Source organism: Colwellia sp. M166, from assembly GCF_024585285.1.
Lineage (GTDB): Bacteria > Pseudomonadota > Gammaproteobacteria > Enterobacterales > Alteromonadaceae > Cognaticolwellia.
The window spans coordinates 4,293,980-4,309,033 of record NZ_CP040755.1 but is presented as its reverse complement, the minus strand read 5'-3'; the positions used below and the strand labels follow the sequence as shown (position 1 = coordinate 4,309,033).

At 39.0% G+C, this 15,054-nt stretch carries 15 protein-coding genes; 9 read left to right on the top strand and 6 right to left on the bottom strand.

What is annotated here, in order from left to right:
• Window positions 1-18 precede the first annotated feature (18 nt).
• From FGD67_RS19495 to FGD67_RS19480, 4 genes are all read left to right on the top strand, one after another.
• Window positions 19-1,422: a polysaccharide lyase family 7 protein gene (locus FGD67_RS19495; protein WP_257172690.1), complete on the top strand. Its 1,404-nt coding sequence runs from the start codon at window positions 19-21 to the stop codon at window positions 1,420-1,422.
• A 23-nt stretch (window positions 1,423-1,445) separates the two neighbouring features.
• The gene (locus tag FGD67_RS19490) at window positions 1,446-1,976 is read left to right on the top strand and encodes a hypothetical protein (protein WP_257172689.1); all 531 of its coding nucleotides are present in this window, start codon (window positions 1,446-1,448) and stop codon (window positions 1,974-1,976) included.
• Between the two features lie 173 nt (window positions 1,977-2,149).
• The gene (locus FGD67_RS19485) at window positions 2,150-4,396 is read left to right on the top strand and encodes a VCBS domain-containing protein (protein ID WP_257172688.1); all 2,247 of its coding nucleotides are present in this window, start codon (window positions 2,150-2,152) and stop codon (window positions 4,394-4,396) included.
• 155 nt (window positions 4,397-4,551) lie between these two features.
• Window positions 4,552-5,598 carry a polysaccharide lyase family 7 protein gene (locus FGD67_RS19480; protein ID WP_257172687.1) on the top strand — a complete coding sequence of 349 codons (1,047 nt, stop codon included), beginning with the start codon at window positions 4,552-4,554 and terminating at the stop codon, window positions 5,596-5,598.
• A 73-nt stretch (window positions 5,599-5,671) separates the two neighbouring features.
• Here the strand turns inward: FGD67_RS19480 and FGD67_RS19475 are convergent, their stop codons facing one another.
• The 4 genes from FGD67_RS19475 to FGD67_RS19460 are packed head-to-tail and all read right to left on the bottom strand — an operon-like array spanning window position 5,672 to window position 6,734.
• Window positions 5,672-6,031, bottom strand: coding sequence for a hypothetical protein (locus FGD67_RS19475; protein WP_257172686.1), 360 nt, complete (start codon window positions 6,029-6,031; stop codon window positions 5,672-5,674).
• Window positions 6,031-6,237 carry a hypothetical protein gene (locus tag FGD67_RS19470; protein ID WP_257172685.1) on the bottom strand — a complete coding sequence of 69 codons (207 nt, stop codon included), beginning with the start codon at window positions 6,235-6,237 and terminating at the stop codon, window positions 6,031-6,033. The genes FGD67_RS19475 and FGD67_RS19470 overlap by 1 nt, the downstream gene beginning before the upstream one ends.
• Window positions 6,238-6,243: 6 nt before the next feature.
• On the bottom strand, window positions 6,244-6,387 hold the full coding sequence (locus tag FGD67_RS19465; RefSeq protein WP_257172684.1) for a hypothetical protein: 144 nt from the start codon (window positions 6,385-6,387) through the stop codon (window positions 6,244-6,246).
• Window positions 6,387-6,734 (bottom strand): DUF4153 domain-containing protein, encoded by a 348-nt coding sequence (locus FGD67_RS19460; RefSeq protein ID WP_257172683.1) that lies wholly within the window; start codon window positions 6,732-6,734, stop codon window positions 6,387-6,389. Before FGD67_RS19460 ends, FGD67_RS19465 begins: the two co-directional genes overlap by 1 nt.
• A 92-nt stretch (window positions 6,735-6,826) precedes the next feature.
• Between FGD67_RS19460 and FGD67_RS19455 the strand changes: the two genes are divergently transcribed.
• The 5 genes from FGD67_RS19455 to FGD67_RS19435 all read left to right on the top strand — a co-directional run bounded on the left by FGD67_RS19455 (window position 6,827) and on the right by FGD67_RS19435 (window position 11,238).
• The gene (locus tag FGD67_RS19455; protein WP_257172682.1) at window positions 6,827-7,039 is read left to right on the top strand and encodes an NF038104 family lipoprotein; all 213 of its coding nucleotides are present in this window, start codon (window positions 6,827-6,829) and stop codon (window positions 7,037-7,039) included.
• Between the two features lie 417 nt (window positions 7,040-7,456).
• Window positions 7,457-8,920, top strand: a complete 1,464-nt coding sequence (gene sbcB / locus FGD67_RS19450; protein ID WP_257172681.1) for an exodeoxyribonuclease I — start codon at window positions 7,457-7,459, stop codon at window positions 8,918-8,920.
• Window positions 8,921-9,223: 303 nt separating this feature from the next.
• Window positions 9,224-10,084 carry an NAD(P)-dependent oxidoreductase gene (locus tag FGD67_RS19445; protein ID WP_257172680.1) on the top strand — a complete coding sequence of 287 codons (861 nt, stop codon included), beginning with the start codon at window positions 9,224-9,226 and terminating at the stop codon, window positions 10,082-10,084.
• A gap of 135 nt (window positions 10,085-10,219) precedes the next feature.
• Window positions 10,220-10,702, top strand: a complete 483-nt coding sequence (locus FGD67_RS19440; RefSeq protein WP_257172679.1) for a glutathione peroxidase — start codon at window positions 10,220-10,222, stop codon at window positions 10,700-10,702.
• 323 nt (window positions 10,703-11,025) lie between these two features.
• The gene (locus FGD67_RS19435; RefSeq protein ID WP_257172678.1) at window positions 11,026-11,238 is read left to right on the top strand and encodes a hypothetical protein; all 213 of its coding nucleotides are present in this window, start codon (window positions 11,026-11,028) and stop codon (window positions 11,236-11,238) included.
• Window positions 11,239-11,320: 82 nt separating this feature from the next.
• Here FGD67_RS19435 and uvrB read toward each other — a convergent pair whose 3' ends face one another.
• Window positions 11,321-13,321, bottom strand: coding sequence for an excinuclease ABC subunit UvrB (gene uvrB, locus FGD67_RS19430; protein ID WP_373567804.1), 2,001 nt, complete (start codon window positions 13,319-13,321; stop codon window positions 11,321-11,323).
• Window positions 13,321-14,694 carry an MATE family efflux transporter gene (locus tag FGD67_RS19425; protein ID WP_257172676.1) on the bottom strand — a complete coding sequence of 458 codons (1,374 nt, stop codon included), beginning with the start codon at window positions 14,692-14,694 and terminating at the stop codon, window positions 13,321-13,323. Before FGD67_RS19425 ends, uvrB begins: the two co-directional genes overlap by 1 nt.
• Between the last annotated feature and the right edge of the window lie 360 nt (window positions 14,695-15,054).

Genomic DNA, 15,054 nt, shown 5'->3' with positions numbered 1-15,054 from the left:
TTAGCCGTTAGGACAATTATGCAAATACATAAGACTTTTTTTACTTTCGTTACCTTATTTAGCTTATTTGGCATAGTTAGCTGTGGGGGTAGCCCAAGTAACAATACCGTAACAACAACTGTCCCAAAGCAAGTTATTGATCCAGTTACCACGCCCACTGTTATCGATGACATCAGCTGTGGTGTGAGTTATCCACTACAAATTTCAGCTATAAATGATGTATCGACTGATGCCGAGCTACCAACTTTATTCGATAGCAATAAAACCAAGGTTTCCAACTGGCAGGCCGACACAACCGATAGCAAGTTATTACTAACGCTTTCAGAGCCAGCCCTGCTCAAACAGCTGATTATTACTTGGAAAAACCTAGACTATGTGCATTTATTCAATATTTACGGCTCTAAAGACCAAAAAAATTGGCAATTACTTAATAGCAAAACCCAAAGCGAAAAGAATTCACTGTTCCCTGGGGTAATTAACTTAGACCAGTTAAACACAGAAACGGCGCTGTATTTACGCATAGATCTCGCTGGTAACGACGTTTCTCAGCCAAGTAGTATTTTGGAAATTGAAGCCTTTGGTTGTCAAGAAGATGTCAGTCATAACATCGAATTAATTGATTGGTACTTAAGTGTGCCAACCGATGAAGACAACAATGGCAAATCAGACAGTATTAAGGAAACCGCGCTCGTTGGTGGTTATGCTGATCCGCGCTTTTTTACTTTGTCAAAAGATGGCGGCGTGGTATTTACCACCTCAGTTTCAGGCTATCGCACCTCAACTAATACTAACTATGTACGCTCAGAGTTACGAGAAATGTTACGCAGGGGCGACACAAGTCAGCAAACCCAAGGGGTTAATAAAAATAACTGGGTATTTTCTACTGCACCACAAGCAGACCAAGACAATGCCGGCGGTATTGACGGCGAACTCAATGCTGAACTAGCAGTCAATAACGTAACAATCACCGGCGAAGCCTATCAAATAGGTCGCGTTATTATTGGTCAAATTCATGCTAATGATGATGAGCCTGCCCGACTTTATTATCGAAAATTGCCAGGCAATTCAAACGGCGGCATTTATCTCGCGCATGAAACCCTTGGCGGTGACGATAGCTATTACGACATCATAGGCAGTCGCACTAATACCGCAAGTAACCCCGTTGATGGTATCCCGCTAGATGAAAAATTTAGTTATTCAATAACGGTTTCTGGCCATACGCTTACTGTAAAAGTTGTCAAAGCTGATGGCAAAGCGTTTGAACAAGTCGTAGATATGACGACAAGCGGCTATGACCAAGGCAACCAATATATGTATTTTAAAGCTGGGGTTTATAATCAAAATAATTCCGGCGATGCCCATGATTTTGTCCGAGCGACGTTCTATCGAATCGATAATAGCCATAGCGGTTATTCAAACTAAAACAATAAGATAAGAGATTAACCATGAAGAATTTATATTTGCTATTTTTTTTGCTCAGCTTTACCAGCATGGCTGCAGAAACTAACACTGAGCGCTTTTTCAACGACCATCTGATCATAGAGTTGTCAACAGAGTTTAAGGCCTTATCTGACTCCGCTTTAGACAAGCGTTATGGCAAACAAAAAAATCCTCCCGCTTTTGCATTTAGCGATAAAGATAAATCGGTCAGCTTTACTTTTACGCAGTATTCCACGCCAGCAGATAAGAAAAGTATGAATAAAATTCATAAATCGCTATCTAATATCTTGCGTAAATCTAATGACAAAGCCCGTTGGAAAAAAGACAAAGTATATAACCGACTAGGAACTAAAGTTGCTGTATTCGAGTACGAGATCAAAGCTATTGGTAAATACCAATTCAATCTTACTTACGCATTACCCGTAGACGGAAAATTAACCTTTATTTCATTTACCACTACCGATAAAAAATACAAAAACAAATGGCTAGCCCTAGCCAGAGCAAGTATGGATTCAATACAGATCAAGGGTATTTAAGTGATAAAACACGTAAAAAATCCTCCTTTTCATCATTAGTCACTCGCTAAAAACTGATAAACCCAACCGCAATCCTCACATATTGGTTGACAAAGTGGCAATACAAATTAGTATTAAGATTAAACCAAATAGCAGCGAAATTTTTTTACCAAAAAAATAGTAGGATTATAATAATGAAAAAGTTAATGAATAAAACGATTGCTATATCAACCATTGCATTAGCAATGGTTGGTTGTAATACCGATACATTGCCTGACAAAATAGGTAACTCGTTTGGTCAACTTTCGCTATCAGGGGAAGCTAAAGTTGGTGAAACACTCACAACAACGTTAACCGATGCAAATGGCTTAGATGCATCAGCCGTTTCTTATACTTGGATGGCAGACGACGTAGCAATTGCTAGCGCAACATCGAGCTCTTTGTTATTAACTGACACTCAAGCCGGCACAAATATAAAAGTTACCGTTTCATACACAGATAACGATAACTATAGTGAAGTAATTACCTCTAACCCTACAGCCGATGTGTTAATCAACTTTATTGGCGCTATAGAAATATCAGGTACTTTAGAGTCAGGTAAGCTACTGACTGCGACCGTATTAGATGACAATGATTTTGACCCTGAAAGCGTAGTATATAGTTGGCTTGCAGATGATGTTGCTATTGTTGATGCAACAGAGTCTATCTTTGCGCTGACCGATGATGAAATAGGAAAAACCGTCGTTGTTACTGCTGCTTATAGCGATCTTGACGGTTATACAGAAACGCTTACTTCTGCAGCGACTGGCGTTATTGCTCCTGCTTCGGCGAATACGCCAGCAACATTTTCAGGTGATTTAACAGCAGCAATTGCTAACAATGTTAGCGGTGCGATTACCGGCACAGTCGTCGTTAGTGATGATGACGCCAATGAAAACGCAATGGAAGCTCAAGCTAACTTAACCACAACCTTCGGGACATTTTCTGTGTTAGCTACAGGCGAATGGACTTATACGCTTGATACTGCTAACACAACAGTGGCTTCATTGGTTAATGCCAATGATATTGTCACAGATACGGTAGCCATTAGCTCTGTTGATGGTACTGCGGCAGAAGTTGTTTATACCATTAGCGGCGCCGAAGATGTAGCACCAACAAAAGTGGCAAGACTTACTGATAACATGACAGATGATGCCGGTGAGTTACGTTACAAGTTATCTTCAAGTGATATTATCGCTGCCGGTAAATTAACTGTGTCGTTCCTAAAAGAAGCCGCGATTGTGAAAGATGCTTACATTGGTTTATTTGGCTCTTCAACCAGCACCAATAATGCGCTGATCGATTTACGCATTCAAAACAGCGGCTTTGTTATACGCAACAATGAAGGTGTTGATATCACCATTCCATTTACTGCTGACAAATGGACTGATATTGAATTAACCTGGGATGCAACTAACGCTTCTGCAACCGTTGCACCAATGTTAACCCTGACTATCGACGGCACTAGTGTAACTACCTCACCATTTGCTTCTGTGTCTGAATCATTGAGCGATGTGGCTACTGGCGTTCAAACCGTTATCTTTAAGTTAGGTGATGATGGCTCTGTTTCTGGCGATGCCGCTTACTACCTTGATAACTTCAAACTTTATGCAGATATTGCCGGAACTACCGTACAATTTGAAGACGACTTTGAAAGTTATGATGATGGCGCGTCATTAGATACTGATAACCCAGCTTCTCCATACAATTCATCGACTGCTGAAGCGTTTGTTGAATTACTTAGCGGCGGCAACGGCAACCCTGATAATCTTACGGCAAGAATTACCGACAATATGACAGATGATGCCGGTGAGTTACGTTACAAGCTATCTTCAAGTGATATTATCGCTGCCGGTAAATTAACTGTGTCGTTCCTAAAAGAAGCCGCGATTGTGAAAGATGCTTACATTGGTTTATTTGGCTCTTCAACCAGCACCAATAATGCGCTGATCGATTTACGCATTCAAAACAGCGGCTTTGTTATACGCAACAATGAAGGTGTTGATATCACCATTCCATTTACTGCTGACAAATGGACTGATATTGAATTAACCTGGGATGCAACTAACGCTTCAGCAACCGTTGCACCAATGTTAACGCTTACTATCGACGGCACTAGTGTAACTACCTCACCATTTGCTTCTGTGTCTGAATCATTGAGCGATGTGGCTACTGGCGTTCAAACCGTTATCTTTAAGTTAGGTGATGATGGCTCAGTTTCTGACGATGCTGCGTATTATCTTGACGAATTTAAATTATTTTCTGATATAGAGGGTACAACAATACAATTTGAAGATAACTTTGAAGGTTATGCTGAAGGCGACTCGTTAGATGATGATAATGCATCATCACCTTATAATTCAGCGACTGCTGAAGCGGTTGTTGCTAAAAAAGCAAAATAGCATTTAGTTATTAAGTTGAGAATAAAAATAGCGCTTTAATGGCGCTATTTTTTCATAAACGATAACGTTTAATTTAACGCTAATTGCCTAAAGCTGTTAATAACTAAACACGATAAATAACAACGATAAATAAAATTAATATACAGGAGTGCTTTATGTTTAAAGCTGTATCTACCCTTTCCCTTGCTTTGCTGATAACCGGCTGTGCGAGTACATCTAATGTTCCTGCTGGAAAATTTGATCTCTCGCATTGGAAAATCACTATTCCGTTAGACCGAGATAACAATGGTAAGGCTGATGATATCGACACTAAGGCATTACAAAGTTATCAAAACCCTGATTTTTTCTATATTGATGCCAATGGTGAGATTGTATTCACCTCACCGAATAAAGCGGTAACAACACAGGCATCATCTAACACCCGTAGCGAATTAAGACAAATGATCCGTGGATTAGACACCTCAATTGGTACTAAATCATACGGCAACAATTTTGCTATTGCTGCACATCCAGATGCGGCTTACTTTAATCAAATAGGTGGCAGATTAGACGCAACCTTAAAAGTAAACCATGTTGCTAAAAGCGCCAAACATCCGAAAAAACCGGCTTATTCTGTGGTAGTTGGACAAATTCATGCCGGAAAAGATAAAGAAGTTATTGCACAAGGCAAGGGTTTTGGCTGGGGCAATGAACCGATAAAAATTTATTACAAAAAATGGCCAAATCACAATACAGGGTCTGTGTTTTGGACCTATGAACGCAACCTAGCTAAAGATAACCCCGATAGAACTGACATCGCTTACCCTATTTGGGGTAACACTTGGGAAAACCCAAATGATCCAAAAAATTCAGGTATCGCGCTAGGTGAAGAATTTAGCTACACGATAAACGTTGTTGGCAATCTCATGAAACTAACATTTACTCAAAAAGATAAAAACACTGTTAGCTATGATATTGATCTTTCAAATAATATCGATGCTTATGGCAAGCTAGATGAAAAGGATAACAGCGCAGGTTACAGCGGTGATTGGCTCTATTTTAAAGCCGGAGCTTATAACCAATGCTCAACCAAAGATGCTGATGGCATTTGGTATGCGGGCTGTGCCGGTACGGGTGATTGGGCAATAGACAAAGCAAACGGCGATTATACTAGCGTATCATTCTCAGTACTGACATTGAGCGAAACAGCGACAAAAAACTAGCAACAAAGAAACAGCTAACAAAGGCATTATCTAACGTAGATAATGCCTTTGCTACATAATGACAGCTTTGATTTTAATCTAACGCCGATCTAAAAATTAAGTCACCTATTTTTAAGTTCTGCCATCTAGGCTGACTTACTTCAACATCATTATTTAATAGAAAGTCTTTTATAAACTTACTATCGTTTGGGTTGCTCGTTTGCATATATTGTGGCTGCCACTGATTGTCCTCTAAAAACCAAAGAGTAGCGGAAGTAGAATAATTATTTTCTTCAATAACAATATAGTCTAATTCACTATCAGCATTTAAATCTTGGCCGATAAAGTAATAGTTATTACCTCGATAAGTAGCCCATTCATTTTTAAGTTTATCACCATAAACCTCCTGAATTAACGCCTCTGGAAAATCACTTTTATTAGGCCAATAAGTCACTAACTTATTGAAATATTCAGCGTTAAATCATCTTCGGCTATGTTTTCATGATTAATAAACATTCTATCGATCATCACGGCTTTTTCAGGTGCGGAAACTATCAACTCTGTTTTTAGCTCTTGTAACGCCAAATTGCCTTGTCGACCTAATGAGTGATCAAAATATTGATAATCAAACTTATCATAAGATATTTTGCCATCATGCAACCTTGATCATTGACTAGCTGCAGCAATGCTTTGAAAATTGAGCAGTGGTGAGTTAACCAGTAGCATAAATACCAGCACGACAATTCCCATAGATATATTCACTGTACTGAGTATCTCTAACCAAGCATCTCGTTGCTTAATAATGCCCACTAAATACCCGACGCCAGTAAAACACAAATAAGCACAGCCCAACAACGGTCAACCGTTAAGCCATACTGGTCAATACGAAGCCAATTTCCATACAATGAAATAAGGCTATAAATAGGTAGTACCGCAACACCAATAAAAATTAATCGGTGCAAAATATGATGGTAAGGACGTTCATGTGAAGCATCTTGATAAACCGTATTGACAAAAAATAGCGTTAACGCCTGAAGCCACATGACTAACATGCTTCCGGTACCGGTTTGCCAAAGCGTGTCTAAGCCGGTAAAAGGCAGTGTGGCTAAAAACCCTAAAGAAACAACGGTTAATGCTGGTAGCAAAAATTTAATCAAGGTTTGGAGTATGGCACTAAAACAACGATTGATTCAGCATTAAATTAGCGTATTCTGCGTAATTAAATACTTATTTATTTGGAAACTTTACTTTGAATAAAATTGCACAAGGCTTTTTGTTGCTATACGTTGTTTTTAGCTTATCTGGCTGCATTGCGGTTACTGTTGTATCTACCGCGGTAGGTGTCACTACAACAGCTATTGGTGGAGCTATCGACGTTGTCGATGCCGTTACTCCAGATATTATGGATGACGACGATGATGAACAAACAGAAGACAATGGTAACGACAACGGAGAAGGTTAGACGAGTAAATATATTTAAGCTTTCAACTCAACAAGCTTATCTATTACACCTTTAATTGAGACCTTAGGGTAATGCCCTATTATTATCCTATGGTCATTTTATTGAATTTAAAGCGGTATTGCCAAACTGCTTTTCCTTTTGTAGAGCCAGCACTAATGAAGAAGCTTATCTGCAGAACAACTTATCAAGTCCCCCTGATAACGTAAAATAGAAGTCATGACAACTTTTACTCTATATCCTTCATAGGGAAGTATTACCGATAATTACATCGCCAGAAAATACCCATGGCTATTTTCGCCACCACTGTCGTATCTGACCTATTTAATGTTTTTTGCTTGCCTTGGATTATTAATACGTTATCTGGTAAAGTCCGCGATTAGCATAGATCTATTCCATGGATGTTAATCAATAAAAATCATGAATAATAAAACACCAGTGAACACCAACGGACAACCTAGTATTTTGTGGCACGATTATGAGACATGGGGTATATCGCCAAAATTTGACAAGCCATCACAGTTTGCCGGTATTAGAACCGATCTTGATTTAAATATTATTGGTGAGCCTGAGATGTTTTATTGTCAGCCGCCACAAGATTATCTGCCGCAACCCGAGGCCTGTTTAGTCACAGGCATTACACCACAAAAAGCATTACGCGAGGGGTTAACAGAGGCAGAATTTGCTGATCGTATTCATGGTTTATTTTCTCAACCTGACACTTGTGTTGCCGGTTATAACAGTATTCGCTTTGACGATGAAGTGACACGTTACTTATTTCATCGCAATTTTTACGACCCGTATGCACGTGAATGGCAAAATGGTAACAGCCGTTGGGATATTATCGATATGGTCAGGGCTTGCTATGCCTTGCGACCAGAAGGTATTGAGTGGCCAACGGTTGAACGCGATGGCGAACAAGTGGTAAGTTTTCGTTTAGAGTTGCTAACAAAGGCTAATGGTATTAGCCATGAAGCTGCCCATGATGCAATGAGTGATGTTTACGCCACCATCGCAATGGCAAAGTTGATAAAAGAAAAGCAACCTAAGCTATATGACTTTATTTTCAACTTAAAAAACAAAAAACAAGTAGCTGAATTAATTGATGTTTATAATATGACACCGATTGTTCATACCTCAAGTAAAGTGTCTTCTGCGCATGGTTGCACAAGTTGGTTTGCGCCGGTTTGTTATCATCCAATAAACAAAAATGCGGTTATTACGGTTGATTTGGCACGTGATCCTACGCCGTTATTTGAGTTATCGAGCGAAGAAATCAAAGCACGTTTATATACCCGTTATGACGACTTAGCAGCAGACGAGTTACCGATCCCGGTTAAGTTAATTCACTTGAACAAATGCCCTGTGGTTGCGCCGGCAAAAACATTGTTACCTGAAAACGCTGAACGCTTAGCGATCCCGCGTGAGCTTTGTTTAAATAACTTAAAACGCTTAAAACAACATGCAGAGCTTAGAGATAAGTTAACCGATGTGTTTGCTGAGAGTGACTTTGGTGATGAACCCGTTGAAGCAGAGTTTGCGCTCTATGGTGGCAAGTTTTTCTCTCATAGCGATAAAGCACAAATGGATATATTACACCAGCTACCACCAGAGCAATTAGGCACACACCCTTTTCAGTTTCAAGATGAGCGTTTAAGTACGCTATTGTTTAGTTATCGGGCACGAAATTTCCCATTAACCTTAACCGATAGTGAGCAAAAAAAATGGCAAGCACATTGTCAAAATCGTATTCAACATGGTAGTAAAGGCTTATTGAGCGCAGATGAGTTCATGATGAAGTTAGAGAACTTGGCATTTGAATATGAGAACAACACCGAAAAAATGCAATTGTTGAAAGCATTATTTGAATATATCAATAAATAACCTCAACAGACGATTGCTGATATGGGAGGTACTCAACACTGTACCTCTCATCACTGAAAACACTTATTATCCACCCTACTTCAGTAAAATAATATGCCTAGTTACTTGTCGTAATTCATTACTAGACATAGTTAGGCATAGCTACAAGTAACTTAATATCCCAAAACATTTCAACCTTACTAAGGTTTATTACACCTTAAGTCACGAATAAAATTTATCTGCCACAAGCGACTATATTTGAGCAAAAGTGATTGAATATATGCTATAAATATTAACAACATAAACTGTAGTAGATTGAACAATATGAACAAAGTATCTTTTATTGGCTTAGGTGTTATGGGCTTTCCAATGGCGGGTCATTTACAGAATGCTGGCTATCAAGTCACCGTATATAATCGCAGCCAAAATAAAGCTGAAAATTGGGTTAAACAATATGGCGGTGCTATGGCGAGTACTCCGGCCAAAGCAGTAAAAGATAGCGACATTGTTTTTGTCTGTGTCGGTAATGACGACGACCTACGTCAAGTTGTATTAGGACCAAATGGTGCATTTGCAGGCATGAAAGCAAAAGCTATTTTGGTTGATCATACAACGGCATCAGCAAGTGTTGCCCGTGAACTAGCGCAAAAAGCGGCGGCTATTGATTTAGCTTTTCTCGATGCTCCTGTTTCAGGCGGCGAAGCCGGTGCCGTTAATGGCCAGTTAACCATTATGGTGGGCGGTGAAAAAAATATATACGCCCTTGCTGAAAGCGCAATGCAACCCTATGCAAAATTTAGCAAATTACTTGGCCCGGCCGGTAGTGGACAATTAGCTAAAATGATGAACCAAATTTGTATTGCCGGTGTTGTTCAAGGCTTAGCTGAAGCTTTACATTTTGGTAAAAACGCAGGATTAGATTGCGAGCAAGTCGTTGAAGTTATTAGTCAAGGTGCAGCAGGCTCTTGGCAAATGGATAATCGCCATAAAACCATGATAAAAGGCGAATATGATTTTGGTTTCGCTGTCGACTGGATGAGAAAAGATCTTGATATTGCATTGAGCGAAGCCAAAAACAACGGCTCTACACTGCCATTAACCGCACTCGTTGATCAATTCTATGCTGATGTACAAAAAAATGGCGGCAGTCGTTGGGACACTTCAAGTTTACTGACACGCCTATAGCAAAAAGCCACGTCGCTATAGACTTAGCAACCAGCAACCAGCAACCATGGAATAATAATTCTAGTGCGTGAATCTTGTTAATCTCACGCATTTACCTTATGCTGTTTTTAACATTGATCCGACCAGTTAACGATAATGACAAATAAAATTTACACGTTTGGTGCGACTAATTATAAAAATGAAACCATTGATTTTACTAAATATAAAGGTAAAACATTACTGATCGTCAATACGGCAAGTGCTTGTGGATTTACACCACAATATGCTGGGTTAGAAACTTTATACCAAGAATATAAAGACAAAAACTTTGAAATATTAGCTTTCCCTTGTAACCAATTTGGTAAACAGGAAAAAGCTGAAAATAGTGAGATTAAAAAGTTTTGTGATCTGAACTTTAATATTTCATTCGAGCTGTTTAGTAAAATTGAAGTTAATGGCAACAACGCACACCCGCTATACCAACATTTAAAAACTCAGGCGCCTGGCATTTTAGGCAGTAAAAGTATTAAATGGAATTTCACCAAGTTCTTGGTTAATAATCAAGGTGAGGTAATAAAGCGTTATAGTCCAACAACTAAACCGGCCGACATTGCCAATGATATCGCCGCAATACTTTAATCACCTTTGCATCTTCAGTGTTCAAACAAAACGGCAATTAATATACAATTGAGTAACACACCATTGATAAACGGTTTTGTTACTCACCGTAGTGAGTAATGCTAAGCAGACAAAACCACACTTTTTACTTTAAAGCTCATCACAATATGTTTCAGGTTTAGATTACTTGATTCCCAACAAGTAATTTTAATTCCTAATATGTATAAAGACTGGCGCCCCATACTCTAAACTTAGAGTAGTGACAAAGTATATTTAGTATTGTCACCATACTTCCCTAAGTTGTTTACATTCATTTAGGGTAATTACATTGGTGGAGAGCTTGTATGAGTGTTATTTGGAAAAACCATGCAGATCGCTTAATTGAACTAATTAACAGCAATAATGAAACCCATGCTCATTTATACCTAGAGCAGTTAATGCTTTTTCCTGTTGATATTCAAGATAAAATCATTAGTGATGTTAGCCGTTTAAAACATTGTAACTCCGACGAAGTCGCCGGAATTATTAATCGATATATGATGTTTGAAATAAAATAAATATCTAGCTTGTGCTAACACTTTTTAACGCTAGCGAATGTCATTAAGTGTTAGCTATACTTTGTAAAGTTAATTCCCTAGACTAGCTAACCAACTGTTGCTCACGTAGTTGTTTAATTTCATCGCGTACTGAAGCCGCTAGCTCAAATTCTAAATTTTGGGCATGATTAAACATCATGTTTTCTAATTCTTGTACCTTAGTATCAATCTCTTTCGTGGTTAGCAAATCATATTTACCTTCCGGCTCTGCCGCTTTTAATGCCGCTGCAGCCCGTGTTTTACCACCATCAAGATCCATCACATCAGCAATAATACGTTTAACGCCGCGTGGCGTAATATTATTATCAAGATTATATTGATGTTGTTTCTCACGACGACGGTCAGTTTCGTCAATCGCTTTACGCATTGAGCCGGTAATGCGTCCTGCATACAAAATTGCTCGTCCGTTTATATTACGCGCTGCTCGTCCTATGGTTTGAATAAGCGAGCGTTCTGAGCGTAAAAAACCTTCTTTATCGGCGTCCAGAATAGCAACTAAAGACACTTCTGGCATATCTAAACCTTCACGTAATAAGTTAATGCCAACCAGCACATCAAACTTGCCTAAACGAAAGTCACGAATAATTTCGACTCGTTCTACCGTATCAACGTCCGAATGTAAGTAGCGCGTTTTTACTTGGTGTTCATCTAAGTAATCGGTTAAATCTTCCGCCATTCGTTTGGTTAATGTCGTCGCTAATACGCGTTCATTAATTTTTACCCGTTTGCGAATTTCAGACAATAAATCATCAACTTGGGTTTCAACCGGACGAACTTCAATTTGCGGATCAAGTAAACCTGTAGGGCGAACAACCTGTTCAGCAATTTCACCCGCTGACTTTTCAATTTCATAATGGCTTGGCGTCGCAGATACATATATGGTTTGTGGCGATAAGGCTTCAAACTCTTCAAACTTCATCGGACGGTTATCAAGTGCAGAAGGTAATCTAAACCCGTACTCGACTAAGTTTTCTTTACGTGAACGGTCACCTTTGTACATAGCGCCAATTTGCGGCACAGTAACATGCGATTCATCAATAATTAACAAACCATCACTGGGTAAATAATCAAATAAGGTTGGTGGCGCTTCTCCAGCGCCTCGGCCTGATAAATAGCGAGAATAGTTTTCTATGCCTGAGCAATAGCCAAGTTCGGTCATCATTTCAATATCAAACTGTGTACGTTGGACTATTCGCTGTTCTTCTACTAATTTATTGTTTTCTTTTAATTGCGCGGATCTATCTTTTAATTCAATTTTTATATTTTCAACCGCAGCAAGGATTTTTTCTCTCGGTGTTGCATAGTGAGTTTTCGGGTAAACCGTGACTCGCGCGAGTGTACGCTCGACTTCACCCGTTAATGGGTCAAAAACACTAATCCGTTCAATTTCTTCATCGAATAGCTCAACACGTAAAGCCATACGATCAGATTCTGCTGGAAATATATCAATCACATCACCACGCACGCGGTAAGTCGCTCGCTGAAATGCCACGTCATTACGCGAATATTGTAGTTCAGCTAATCGTCTTAAAATGTCGCGTTGGTTAATAATGTCACCAACACTGATGTGCAACATCATTTTTAAATATGAATCCGGATCACCTAAACCGTAAATAGCAGAAACCGACGCGACAATAATAACGTCTCTGCGCTCTAATAATGACTTAGTAGCCGATAAACGCATTTGCTCTATGTGCTCGTTTACCGAGGCGTCTTTTTCAATAAAGGTATCCGTTGTTGGTACATAAGCTTCTGGCTGATAGTAGTCATAATATGAAACAAAGTATTCTACGGCGTTATTTGGAAAGAACTCTTTCATCTCACCATAAAGCTGCGCAGCCAAGGTTTTATTAGGTGCTAGCATCATAGTTGGGCGATTGAGCTTTTCAATAACATTGGCAATGGTATAAGTTTTACCTGAGCCGGTTACGCCTAATAATGTTTGATGCGCTAGTCCTGATTCAATACCGTCAAGCAATTGAGCAATTGCCGTAGGTTGATCACCACTGGGGATATAATCAGAATGTATTTTTAATGCTCTCATCAAACAACAACCTCTTCCGGTAGACGGTCTTTTTTACACTGTTTATCAAACAAGTTATATGAAATCATTGCCATTACAACATTGCCAAGTAAAGCGCCGATAAAAAATCCCTCTAAGCCAAACCATAAACTACCGACATAAGCCAAAGGTACATAGCAAACAAATAAACGAATAATGCTGAGCGTAAGCGCCACCATAGGTTTATGTAGGGCATTAAATGATGAGTTTGTTAAAATAATCACCCCTTGAAAACCATAGCCTAAAGGTAAAATCCAAATAAAAAGTTTAATAATATCAGCTACCGCCTGCTCTTTAGAAAATACTTGCGCAATAAACGGCGCAGCTAACACTAAGATAAGATAAATAAACACCTGCCAAACTAAAACAAATTTAATTGATGTTTTATAGCCTTCTTCAACACGCTTTATATTACCGGCACCTAAGTTTTGGCTAATAAAAGGTGGTAAGGTCATAGACAGCGCCAGTACCACTAAGCAAGCTATCGATTCAATTCTCGAACCCACACCAAATGCAGCAACCGCTGATGCGCCATAATTTGCCACGATTGCGGTAAGTACGGCAGCAGCCACTGGGGTTAACATATTGGCGCCAGCCGCCGGCAAACCTATGTGCAAAATTCCACGTGCTGAGCTAATAAAGTCTTTAATGGTCATTAAGCGCGTATGAATCAAGCCTCTTTTTAGCGCTAAAATATATAACACATAGCCTGAGCCAAATATCCACGATACTGAAGTAGCAATAGCAGCACCTTGAATTCCCATCGCAGGTACCGGGCCAAAACCAAAAATCAAAATAGGGTCTAATACCGCGTTTATCAACCCTGCACTGCCCATAATTAAACTCGGTGTTTTGGTATCTCCTGAGGCACGTAAAACTGCATTACCTATCATAGGACCAATTAAACAAATACAACCTAAAAACCAAATATCCATATATTGATGAATTAAGGGTAACAACGCTTCACTTGCGCCCAAAAGTAAAAAGGTTTCATCAATATACAAATAGCCTACAACTGCCAGAAGCCCAACAATTATCGCCGTTAAATATAAAGAACTGGTCGCTAAATTTTTTGCTGATTCTTTATCACCTTTTCCCAGTGCTTTGGCAATAACAGCCGAAGTTCCTATGCCTAACCCAATAGTTAAACTAATAACCGTAAAGGTAATAGGAAAAGTAAAGCTTATGGCAGCTAAAGGCTCTGTGCCTAATAAACCAACAAAAAAAGTATCAACAAGATTAAAGGTCATCAATAAAATCATGCCGTAGATCATCGGAATGGTCATTAACTTCAACGTTGGAGCAACTGGATCTTTGAGTAGATTAATTTGGCGGTTTCTTTTAATTTCGGTCATTAATAGTTTCAAAATAGCTGATAAAGCGAATGCTTTAACCATTGTAAAAGATAGTGCTAGGACTCGCTACGTAAATATTTTATTTCGAAGCAGAATAATGTCATTCTCAGAAATTATGCTTGGTTAACAAATAATTTAATTCGCTGGTTGTTCAAAGAAATACACAACAAACGTGACAAATATCACTCTTGCACAAAAAACACACGAGTATGGTCATAAACACGACAATACGCTACTAACAAGCTGTTATTAAAGAAAATTTGAAACATGCACAATAAAAGTCCACCTTGCTGTAAGCCGCATTCTACTGTTCATATTACGTAAACTTACACTTTAACTCACATAGTTATCCACAGAATA